2 pseudogenes are annotated in these 12891 nt (G+C 63.4%); both read left to right on the plus strand.

Features of this window, described 5'->3' with window-relative positions:
- Positions 1-35: 35 nt before the first annotated feature.
- Positions 36-6389, plus strand: a pseudogene (locus J3P85_RS12380) (amino acid adenylation domain-containing protein); the annotation flags it as partial.
- A gap of 120 nt (positions 6390-6509) precedes the next feature.
- Positions 6510-12851 (plus strand): annotated as a pseudogene (locus J3P85_RS12385) (amino acid adenylation domain-containing protein); the annotation flags it as partial.
- Positions 12852-12891: the final 40 nt, after the last annotated feature.

Here is a 12891-nt window from a genome sequence, read left to right on the forward strand (position 1 = left end):
ACTGGCTGAGTCCGGCATTCCGCATCACGCCGGACATGCTGCCCCTGGCCAGCCTGACGCAGGAAGAGATCGACCGGATCGTCGAGACGGTGCCCGGCGGCGCGGGCAATGTGCAGGATATCTACCCGCTGGCACCGTTGCAGGAGGGCATTCTCTATCATCACCTGGCGGCGGAGCAGGGCGACCCTTATGTGCTGCAGTCCTTGTTCGGTGCGGATCGCCGGACACGCCTGGACGATTTTACCCAGGCGTTGCAGGGCGTAATCGATCGTCATGACATTCTGCGCACCTCCGTGGTTTGGGAGGGGCTGGATGAGCCGGTGCAAGTGGTTTGGCACGAGGCCACGCTGTCGTTGGAGGAAATCGTACTTGACCCGGCCGCCGGCGATGCCTTGTGGCAACTGCAACAGCGCTTCGACACCCGCCATCATCGCTTGGATGTAGGGCAGGCGCCGCTGATGCGGCTGGTTTGCGCGCAGGATCATGACAACAACCGTTGGGTGGCCATCCTGCTGTTCCACCACATGGCGATAGACCATACGGCGCTGGAGCTGGTGCAGGATGAAATGCAGGCGTTCCTGCTTGGGCAGGCCCACCAATTGCCTGATCCAGTGCCTTTTCGCAACTACGTGGCGCAGGTCCGCCTGGGTGTGGGCGGTGATTCCCATGAAGCGTTTTTCCGCGACATGCTGGCCGATGTCGATGAGCCGACCTTGCCACTGGGTTTTGCCGAGGCGCCTGAAGGCCCGTCGGTGATCGAAGAAGCCCACTTGCCGATTGATGCCGCATTGAGCCGCCGCTTGCGGGCGCAGGCCCGCCAGTTGGGCGTCAGCGCCGCCAGCCTGCATCACTTGGCCTGGGCGCGGGTGGTGGGTGGTCTCTCGGGCAAGCAGGACGTGGTGTTCGGCACGGTATTGATGGGCCGGATGCAGGGCGGCGACGGCGCCGACCGCGCCCTGGGCATGTTCATCAACACGCTGCCGCTGCGCGTGAAACTGACTGGGCACGGCGTGCGCGAGGGCGTTAAAAATACCCATGCAAGCCTGACGGCGCTGCTCGGTCACGAGCATGCATCGTTGGCCTTGGCCCAGCGTTGCAGTGGCGTGCCTGCACCCGCCCCGCTGTTCGGTGCCTTGTTCAACTATCGGCATAGCAACACGGCCCACGCACCTACGGCCCAGGCGCTTGGCGCATGGGAAGGCTTGCATGCACTGGGAGGGGCGGAGGGGACTAACTATCCGCTGACCTTATCGGTGGATGATCTGGGCGAAGGCTTCAATCTTAGCGTGCAGGCCCTGGCCGGAATGGGCGCCCAGCGGATTGCTGGGTACATGCGCCAGGCATTGGAGAACCTGGCCTGGATGCTCGAGCAGCAGCCGGACAGGCCCTTGCAGCAATTGTCGATCCTGCCGGCCTCGGAACGCGAGCAACTGCTGGTGACGTTCAACGCCACCGAGGCCGACTATTCGCGGCAGCAGACGATTCATGGGCTGTTCGAGGCGCAGGTGCAGCGCACGCCGGAGGCTGTGGCGGTGGTTCGTGGCGAACAACGCCTGACTTATCGCGCGTTGAACGAGCGGGCCAACCGTCTGGCCCATTACCTGCGCAAGCAGGGGGTGAGCCCCGATTCGCGAGTGGCGATCTGCGTCGAGCGTGGTATCGACATGGTCGTGGGGTTGCTGGCGATTCTCAAGGCCGGCGGCGGTTATGTGCCGCTGGATCCGGCGTATCCGTTGGATCGGATTGCCTACATGCTGGAAGACAGTGCGCCGGCGGCGGTGTTGGCGCAGACGGCGACCCTTGAGTTGCTGGCAGCAGCATCGATGCCAGTGATCAATCTCGACAGCGGTTTGTGGCAGGACGAATCCGTCCTGGATCCCGAGGTGGCAGAGTTGACCTCCTCGCACCTGGCCTATGTCATCTATACCTCGGGTTCGACCGGCCTGCCCAAGGGCGTGATGATCGAACACCGCAATACGGTGAACTTCCTCACTTGGGCGCATTGCTCATTTGACGCTCAAACCCTGTCGAAAACCTTGTTCTCGACTTCGTTGAACTTCGACCTGGCCGTCTACGAATGCTTCGCCCCGTTGACCTCGGGCGGCAGCATCGACGTGGTCACTAATGTGCTGGAACTGCAACAGGGCGAGCACGACATCACCTTGATCAATACGGTGCCGTCGGCGCTCAAGGCGTTGCTGGAGTCCGGCGGGTTGGGCGAGGGTGTCGATACGGTCAACGTCGCCGGTGAAGCTTTGAAGCGCAGCCTGGTGGAAGCGTTGTTCGAACAGACCCAGGTCAAGCGCCTGTGCAACCTCTATGGCCCGTCGGAAACCACGACGTATTCGAGCTGGGTGTCGATGGCCCGTGAAGGCGGGTTTGTCGCCCATATCGGCAAGCCCGTGGCGAACACCCAGTTCTACTTGCTGGACGAGCACAAACAACCGGTGCCGCTGGGCGTGCCGGGTGAAATCTACATCGGTGGCGCCGGGGTAGCGCGGGGTTATTTGAACCGCGACGACCTGACCGCCGAGCGTTTCCTGAAAGACCCATTCAGTAATGTTCCCAATGCCCGCATGTACAAAACCGGCGACCTGGGTCGCTACCTGCCGGACGGCAACATCGAGTACCAGGGCCGCAATGACGATCAGGTCAAGATTCGTGGTTTCCGCATTGAACTGGGCGAGATCGAAGCCAAGCTCGCCCAGGCTCCAAACATCAAGGAAACCGTGGTCCTGGCCCGTGAAGACGTGCCGGGCGACAAGCGCCTGGTGGCCTATTTCACCCAGCACTCGCCAGACGAAGCGCTGGACATTCAAATCCTGCGCACGCACCTGCAAGCGCAATTGCCGGCCTACATGGTGCCGGCCGCCTACGTGCGCCTCGACGCATTGCCACTGACCCCCAACGGCAAACTCGACCGCAAGGCCCTGCCTGCACCGGATCTCGATGCCGTTATCTCCCGTGGCTACGAAGCGCCGCAAGGCGAGGTCGAGGTCACCCTGTCGCACATCTGGTCCGAGTTGCTCAAGGTCGAGCGCGTCGGTCGCCACGATCACTTCTTCGAACTCGGCGGCCATTCCCTGCTGGCGGTCACGCTGATCGAGCGGATGCGCCAGGCCGGCTTGAGCGCCGACGTGCGCGTGCTGTTCAGTCAACCGACCTTGGCCGCGCTGGCCGCCGCTGTCGGCAGTGGCAGCGAGATAAGCGTTCCGGCGAACCTGATTGCGCTGGACTGCGAACGCATCACCCCCGAGCTGCTGCCGTTGGCCAACCTGTCCCAGGCGACCATCGACCGTCTCGTGGCGACAGTGCCGGGTGGTGTGCGCAACGTGCAGGACATCTACCCGCTGGCGCCGCTGCAGGAAGGCATTCTTTACCATCACCTGGCCGCCGAGCAGGGTGACCCGTATCTGCTCCAGTCACAGTTTGCCTTCGACAGCCAGGAACGCCTCAATGGGTTCGTCCGGGCGTTGCAGGTCGTCATTGATCGTCACGATATCTTGCGCACCAGTATTGTGTGGGACGGTCTGGACGAGCCCATGCAAGTGGTCCGTCGTGAAGCCCGGCTGCACCTCGAAACACTCGATTTCGACCCGCTCGCTGGCGATGTCGTTGAGCAACTGCGCCAGCGTTTCGACCCGCGACATTATCGTCTGGATGTCGCTCAGGCTCCGCTGATGCGCTTGGCTTATGGAAAGGATGAGGCCAATCATCGCCTGGTCGCGACACTGTTGTTCCATCACCTCGCCCTGGACCATACGGCGCTGGAAGTGGTGCAACACGAGATGCAAGCGTACCTGCTGGGTGAAGCCGGGCAACTGGCCGACGCGGTGCCCTATCGCAACTACGTGGCGCAGGCGCGATTGGGTGTGAGTCGCGAAGAACACGAGGCGTTCTTCCGCGACATGCTCGGTGATATCGACGAGCCAACGCTGCCATTCGATTTGCAGGATGTGCAGGGTGGCGGACACGACATCGAAGAGATCAGCCAGGCGGTGGATGGCGACTTGGACCTGCGTCTGCGGGCCCAGGCGCGTCAATTGGGGGTGAGTGCCGCCAGCCTGGTGCACCTGGCGTGGGCTCAAGTGTTGGCCAAGGTGTCCGGCAAGCAGGAGGTGGTGTTCGGTACGGTACTGATGGGCCGGATGCAGGGTGGTGAGGGCGCTGACCGTGCACTGGGAATGTTCATCAATACCCTGCCGCTTCGGGTGAGCTTGGGCAGGCAAGGCGTCAAGGCTGGCGTCAAGGCTGTCCATGGACAACTGACTGCCTTGCTGGGGCACGAACATGCCTCGCTGGCGCTGGCCCAACGCTGCAGTGGCGTGGCGGCACCGTTGCCGCTGTTCAGTGCCTTGCTCAACTACCGCCACAGCGCCACGACGGCGTCGAACGAAGTACAGTCGGCCTGGAACGGTATGCAGGCGCTGGGTGGTGAAGAACGGACCAACTATCCGCTGACATTGAACGTCGATGACCTGGGTACCGGTTTCAACGTGACGGTGCTGGTCGCGCAGCAGATTGGCGCCCAACGGATTTGCGCTTATATGCACGCAGCGTTGCAAACGCTGGTACAGGCACTGGAACAGACGCCACAGGCGGCTTTGTATCGCCTGTCGATCTTGCCCGCTGCGGAACGCGAGCAACTGCTGGTGACGTTCAACGACACCGAGGCCGACTATCCGCAACAACAGACGATTCACGGGCTGTTCGAGGCGCAGGTGCAGCGCACGCCGGATGCCGTGGCGGTGATTCGTGGCGAGCAACGCCTGACTTATCGCGCGTTGAACGAGCGGGCCAACCGCCTGGCCCATTACCTGCGCAAGCAGGGCGTGGAGCCCGATTCCCGAGTGGCGATCTGCGTCGAGCGCGGTATCGACATGGTCGTGGGGCTGCTGGCAATTCTCAAGGCCGGCGGCGGATATGTGCCGCTGGATCCGGCGTATCCACTGGACCGCATTGCCTACATGCTGGACGACAGCGCCCCAGCGGCGGTATTGGCGCAGAAGGCGACTCTCGGATTACTGGCAGATGCATCGATGCCAGTGATCGATTTGGACAGCGGGCTGTGGCAGGACGAGTCGATCCTGAATCCAGAGATCAAGACGCTGACCTCCTCGCACTTGGCTTACGTCATCTACACCTCGGGTTCGACCGGTCTGCCTAAAGGCGTGATGATTGAACACCGTAACACGGTGAACTTCCTGACCTGGGCCCATCGTTCGTTCGATGACGCCACGTTGTCAAAAACCCTGTTCTCGACCTCGCTGAACTTCGACCTGGCGGTCTACGAATGCTTCGCACCGCTGACCTCGGGCGGCAGCATCGACGTGGTCACTAATGTGCTGGAACTGCAACAGGGCGAGCACGACATCACCTTGATCAATACGGTGCCGTCGGCGCTCAAGGCGTTGCTGGAGTCCGGCGGGGTGGGCGAGGGTGTCGATACGGTCAACGTCGCAGGGGAAGCGCTCAAGCGCAGCCTGGTGGAAGCGTTGTTCGAGCAGACCCAGGTCAAGCGCCTGTGCAATCTCTATGGCCCGTCGGAAACCACGACCTATTCGAGCTGGGTGTCGATGGCCCGTGAAGGCGGGTTTGTTGCGCATATTGGCAAACCCGTGGCGAACACCCAGTTCTACTTGCTGGACGAGCACAAACAACCGGTGCCGCTGGGCGTGCCGGGTGAAATCTACATCGGTGGCGCCGGGGTAGCGCGGGGTTATTTGAACCGCGACGACCTCACGGCTGAACGCTTCCTGAACGATCCATTCAGCAAGGTTCCCAATGCCCGCATGTATCGCACTGGCGACTTGGGCCGCTACCTGCCGGACGGCAACATCGAATACCTGGGCCGCAACGACGATCAGGTGAAGATTCGTGGTTTTCGCATCGAATTGGGAGAGATCGAAGCCAAGCTCACTCAACACGAGGCCTTGAACGAAGCCGTGGTCCTGGCCCGTGAAGACGTGCCAGGCGACAAGCGCCTGGTGGCCTATTTCACCCAGCATTCGCCCGTAGACATCGAAGCGCTGCGCACGCACCTGCAAGCGCAGTTGCCGGCCTATATGGTGCCCGCTGCCTACGTGCGCCTGGATGCATTGCCACTGACCCCCAACGGCAAGCTCGACCGCAAGGCCCTGCCTGCACCGGACCTCGATGCCGTCATTTCCCGTGGCTACGAAGCGCCGCAAGGCGAGGTCGAGATCACCCTGTCGCACATCTGGTCCGACCTGCTCAACATCGAGCGCGTGGGTCGTCACGACCATTTCTTCGAACTGGGCGGGCATTCGCTGCTGGCCGTCAGCCTGATTGGCCGGATGCGCCAACTCGGCTTGTCGGCGGACGTGCGGGTGCTGTTCAGCCAGCCAACGCTCGCGGCGCTGGCCGCCGCAGTCGGCAGTGGCGGCGAGGTCGCGGTGCCGGACAACGGCATCCTGTTGGGGTGTACCCGGATCACGCCGTCGATGCTGCCCTTGGTGGCGCTGGACCAGCTGGACATCGATCGCATCGTGGAAACGGTGCCGGGCGGTGCGCGCAACGTGCAGGATATTTACCCGTTGGCGCCGTTGCAGGAAGGCATTCTCTATCACCACATCGCTGCGCACACGGGGGACCCCTATGTGTTGCAAGCCACGTTCACCGTCGCGGATCGCGAGCGGCTGGAGGCGTTTGCCCAGGCCCTGCAGGGGGTCATCGATCGCCACGACATCCTGCGCACCTCGGTGGTCTGGGAAGGGCTGGACGAGCCGGTGCAGGTGGTCTGGCGCAAAGCGCAACTGGCAGTGGAAGAGCTTGTGCTGAGTGCGGAGGCGGGCGATATCGCTGGGCAGTTGCGCGAGCGGTTCGACACGCTGCATTACCGTCTGAACATGCAACAGGCGCCGTTGATGCGCATCGCATTCGCCCACGACCCGGCCAATCAGCGCTGGGTGGCGATGCTGCTGTTCCATCACATGGTCCTCGATCACACGGCGCTGGAAGTGGTGCAATACGAGATGCAGGCGTACCTGCTGGGCCAGGCCGACCAGTTGGGCGAAGCGGTGCCATTCCGCAATTACGTGGCCCAGGCCCGCTTGGGCGTGAGTCGTGAGGAGCACGAAGGGTTCTTCCGCGACATGTTGAGTGATGTCGACGAACCGACATTGCCGTTCGGCTTGCTGGACGTGCGCGGCGACGGCAGCGATATCGAAGAAGCCGGCCTGAGCCTGCCTGCCGACCTGAGCCGCCGTTTGCGGGCCCAGGCCCGTCAGTTGGGCGTGAGCGCCGCGAGCCTGCATCACCTGGCGTGGGCGCACGTGCTGGGGCAGGTGTCCGGCAAGCAGGACGTGGTGTTTGGCACCGTACTGATGGGGCGGATGCAGGGCGGCGACGGTGCTGACCATGCACTGGGCATGTTCATCAATACCTTGCCATTGCGAGTGAATGTTGGCGCCCAAGGCGTACGTGACGGTGTAAAAGCCACCCACGCTCGCTTGACCGGCCTGCTGGGGCATGAGCACGCTTCGCTGGCCTTGGCCCAGCGTTGCAGCGGCGTGGCCGCGCCGCTGCCGCTGTTCAATGCCTTGCTCAATTATCGGCACAGTGCCGCAGGCGTTGCCTCAAGCGAAGCCTTGGCGGCCTGGGACGGTATTCAACTGCTGAGCAACGAAGAGCGCACCAACTACCCGCTGACCTTGTCGGTGGATGACCTGGGCGAAGATTTCCGCTTGTCGGCGCTGGCGGTGCCGCAGGTTGGCGCGCAGCGGATATGTGTCTACATGAACATTGCCCTGGAGCACCTGGTCGACGCGCTGGAACAGGCTCCGCAGACGCCGTTGCACAGCCTGTCGATCCTGCCGTCGGCCGAACGTCGGCAATTGCTGGTGGACTTCAACGCCACCACCCGTAGCTATCCCCAGGACAGGACCGTCCATGGCCTGTTCGAGGCGCGGGCCAAGGAGCGTCCGGAGGCCACGGCGGTGGTGCACAACGGGCATAGCCTGACGTACGCCGAGTTGAACCGCCGGGCCAATTGCCTGACTCGTCATCTGGTCGGCCTGGGGGTTCAACCGGGTGATCGGGTGGCGATTGTGCTGGAACGCTCCGTCGAGCTGCTGGTCAGCCAACTGGCGATCCTCAAGTGCGCCGCGGTCTACGTGCCGCTGGACGTCAGCGCACCGCTGGAACGGCAGGAGTTCATGGTGCGCGACAGCGGTGCCCGGACGCTTCTGACCCTGAGCACGAGGGCGATACCTGAGGGAGCTGCCCGTGTGGATCTGGACACCGTGGTCCTGGAGACCGAGGTGGACCATGACTTGAGACTGATACAAAGCGCCGAATCAGTGGCCTACATCATGTACACCTCCGGTTCCACCGGCATCCCGAAAGGCGTGCTGGTGCCGCATCGGGCGATCAACCGGTTGGTGATCAACAACGGCTACGCCGATTTCAATGCCCAGGACCGGGTCGCCTTTGCCTCCAACCCGGCGTTCGACGCCAGCACCCTCGATGTCTGGGCACCGTTGCTCAATGGCGGTTGCGTGGTGGTGGTCGACCAGGACGTGCTGTTGTCCCAGGCGGATTTCCACGCGCTGCTGCTCGAACAATCGGTCAGCGTGTTGTGGATGACCGCCGGCCTGTTCCATCAATACGCCGCCGGGCTGACGACGGCGTTCGCCCAGTTGCGCTACCTGATCGTCGGTGGCGATGTACTCGACCCAGCCGTGATCGGCCGCGTCCTGAAAGAAGGCGCGCCGGCTCATCTGCTCAACGGTTACGGCCCGACCGAGGCCACTACGTTTACCACCACCCACGAAATCAAAGCCGTGGGCGAGGGTGGCATCCCGATTGGTCGCCCGGTTGGCAACACCCGTGTCTATGTGCTGGATGTCAATCGTCAGCCAGTGCCCATCGGCGTGGCGGGCGAGTTGTACATCGGTGGCGACGGCGTGGCGAAAGGGTATTTGAATCGCCCTGAGCTGACCGTCGAGAGGTTCGTCGCCGACCCGTTCAATGCCGATCCGGATGCGTTGCTGTACCGCACCGGCGACCTGGCGCGCTGGCGTGCGGACGGCACGGTGGATTATCTGGGCCGTAACGACGACCAGGTGAAGATCCGCGGTTTCCGTATCGAACTGGGCGAGATTGAAGCCCGCTTGGGCCAGTGCCCAGGCGTGAAAGACGCGGTCGTACTGGCGCGGCAAGACGATACGGGTCCCAAACGCCTGGTGGGTTATGTGATTCCCGAACCGGGTGTGACCTTGTCGGTACACGACTTGCGGGGACAATTGTCGAGCGTGTTGGCCGACTACATGCTGCCCAGCGCGTTCGTGGTACTGCCAGCCTTCCCGCTGACCGCCAACGGCAAACTGGACCGCCGTGAACTCCCGGCGCCGGACGCGGAGGCCTATGCCTCTCGCGAATATGAAGCGCCGCAGGGCGAGGTGGAACAGACCCTGGCGCGCATCTGGGCGGACGTGCTCAAGGTCGAGCAAGTGGGGCGTCACGATCATTTCTTCGAACTGGGCGGCCATTCGTTGCTGGCGGTCACGCTGATCGAGCGCATGCGCCAGGCCGGCTTGAGCGCCGACGTGCGTGTGCTGTTCAGCCAACCGACCCTGGCCGCACTGGCCGCGGCGATTGGCAGCGGTCGGGAAGTCAGTGTTCCGGCGAACCTGATTCCCCTGGATTGCGAACGCATCACCCCCGAGCTCTTGCCACTGGTCAACCTGTCCCAGGACGCCATCGACCAACTCGTCGCCAGCGTGCCGGGTGGCGTGCGCAACGTGCAGGATATCTATCCGCTGGCGCCGTTGCAGGAAGGCATCCTCTATCACCACTTGGCCGCCGAACAAGGCGACCCCTACGTGTTGCAGTCACAGTTTGCCTTCGACAACCGTGAGCGCCTGGACGCGTTCATCGGTGCACTGCAAGTGGTGATCGATCGCCACGACATCCTGCGCACCAGTGTGGTCTGGGAAGGGTTGGATGAGCCGGTGCAAGTGGTCTGGCGCCAGGTGGTGCTGGAACCGCAATGCATCGTTCCCGATACCACGGCCGGGGACATTGCCACGCAACTGGCCAACCGCTTCGATGCGCGGCACTATCGCCTGGACCTGGGCCAGGCGCCCTTGTTGCACCTGGCGTATGCGCGGGACGAGGCCCAGGATCGCTGGGTCGCGATCCTGCTGTTCCATCACATGGCGCTGGACCACACCGCCCTGGATGTGATGCAACATGAGATGCAGATGCACCTGCTGGGACAGGCCGAGCAGTTGGGCGAAGCGATGCCTTATCGCAACTATGTGGCCCAGGCCCGTCTGGGCACGAGCGAGCAGGAGCACGAAGCATTTTTCCGCGAAATGCTTGGCGATATCGACGAGCCGACGCTGCCTTTCGGCTTGCAGGACGTGCAGGGTGAGGGGCATGGCATCGATGAAGACCGCCAGCCTGTCGATCTTGCCTTGTCCAGGCGCTTGCGGGTGCAGGCGCGCCACCTGGGGGTGAGTGCCGCCAGCCTGGTGCACCTGGCCTGGGCGCAGGTGCTGGGCAAGGTGTCCGGCAAGCAGGAGGTGGTGTTCGGTACGGTCCTGTTGGGCCGGATGCAGGGCGGCGACGGGGCCGACCGTGCCCTGGGGATGTTCATCAACACCTTGCCGTTGCGGGTGGATGTGGGCACCCAGGATGTGCGCAGCGGCGTCAAGGCTACTCACGGGCGCTTGACGGCCTTGCTGGGCCACGAACATGCCTCGTTGGCACTGGCGCAACGTTGCAGTGGCGTGGTCGCGCCAACGCCGCTGTTCAGCGCCTTGCTCAACTACCGACACAGCGCGGTCCAGGTGACCCGGGACGCCCTGTCGGCGTGGAGTGGGATCAACGCATTGGGCGGCGATGAGCGCACCAATTACCCGTTGACCCTCAATGTCGATGACTTGGGTGACGGCTTCCTCCTTACGGCGATGGTCGATACGGCCATCGGTGCGCGGCGTATTTGCGGTTACATGCAGGTGGCCCTGGAAAACCTCGTCGTGGCCCTGGAGCAGGCACCGCAAACCCCGCTGCACGCCTTGGCGATCCTGCCACCGGCCGAGCGCCAGCAACTGCTCGAAACCTGGAACACGACCGACGTCGCGTATGCCGACGAGGCCCTGATCCATCAGCGATTCGAGGGCTGGGCCGCGGTTCAACCCGACGCCGTGGCCGTCGTGCATGAAGACCAGGCACTGACCTACGGCGAGCTCAATGCCCGCGCCAATCAACTGGCCCACAACCTCGTGGCCCTGGGTGTTCGTCCGGATGATCGAGTCGCCATCTGTGTCGAGCGTGGCCTGGACATGATCATTGGCCTGCTGGGCATCCTGAAGGCCGGCGCCGGGTATGTACCGCTGGATCCGGCTTATCCACCCGAGCGCATCGCCTACATGCTGCATGACAGCAACCCCGTGGCGGTGGTGACCCAGTCGCAATGGAGCGACAGCCTGCCGGTATTGCCGGTGCCCACCCTGGTGCTCGATCCGGTCGACGCCGGCGAAATGAGCCAGTTGCCGCGGCACAATCCCGATGTGGCGGGCCTGGACGCCAGCCACCTGGCCTATGTGATCTATACCTCCGGTTCCACCGGGCTGCCCAAGGGCGTGATGGTCGAGCACCGCAACGTCGTCCGGCTGTTTTCGGCGACCCAGCCCTGGTTCGAGTTCGGCCCGCAAGACGTGTGGGCGTTGTTCCATTCCTTTGCCTTCGACTTCTCGGTCTGGGAAATCTGGGGCGCCTTGACCCACGGCGGTCGCCTGTTGGTGGTGCCGCAACTGGTCAGCCGTTCACCGCAATACTGCTATGCCTTGTTGTGCGAAGCGGGCGTGACCATTCTCAACCAGACGCCGAGTGCCTTCCGCCAGTTGATAGCCGCTCAAGGCGAAAGCGACCTGGGCCACCACCTGCGGCAAGTGATCTTCGGTGGCGAGGCATTGGAAACCGGGATTCTCAAGCCGTGGTATGCCCGCCAGGCCAATGCCCGGACGCAACTGGTCAACATGTACGGCATCACCGAAACGACGGTGCACGTGACGTATCGTCCGCTTGAAGCGGCCGACGCGCAGTTGGCCGGCGTCAGCCCGATTGGCAAGCGCATTCCCGACCTGCAACTGTACGTCCTCGACGCCCAGCGCGAGCCGGTGCCAGTGGGGGTGGTGGGTGAGATGTACGTGGGCGGCGGAGGTGTCAGTCGCGGCTACTTGAACCGTGACGAACTGACCGCCGAGCGTTTCCTCGCCAACCCGTTCAGCGTCGAGCCGAATGCGCGGATGTACAAGACCGGCGACCTGGGTCGCTGGCTGGCGGACGGCAGCATCGAGTACCTGGGCCGCAATGACGACCAGGTGAAGATCCGCGGTTTCCGGATCGAATTGGGCGAGATCGAAGCCAAGCTGGCCGCGTGCAACGGTGTGCGGGAGGCCGTGGTGGTGGCGCGCCAGGATACGCCGGGCGATCAGCGCCTGGTGGCCTATGTGATCGCCGAAGAAGGCGAGCCGCCGTCGGCCGCCGAACTGCGCGATGAACTGCTCGGCTCGCTGGCCGAATACATGGTGCCCAGCGCATTCGTGATGTTGACGGTGTTCCCGTTGACCACCAACGGCAAGTTGGACCGCAAGGCATTGCCGGTGCCGGACCAGTCGTCGGTGGTGACCCGTGAATACGAGGCCCCTCAAGGCGAGGTCGAGAGCGCCATTGCCAGGATCTGGCAGGACCTGCTGCACGTTGAGCGTGTCGGCCGCCACGATCACTTCTTTGAAATGGGTGGCCACTCGTTGCTGGCGGTGAAGTTGATCGAGCGCATGCGCCAGATCGACCTGGCGGCCGACGTACGCGTGCTGTTCGGCCAGCCGACGCTGGCGGCGCTGGCGGCTGCGGTGGGCG

The organism is Pseudomonas sp. Z1-12 (assembly GCF_051132015.1).
Classification (GTDB): Bacteria; Pseudomonadota; Gammaproteobacteria; order Pseudomonadales; family Pseudomonadaceae; genus Aquipseudomonas; species Aquipseudomonas zanjanensis.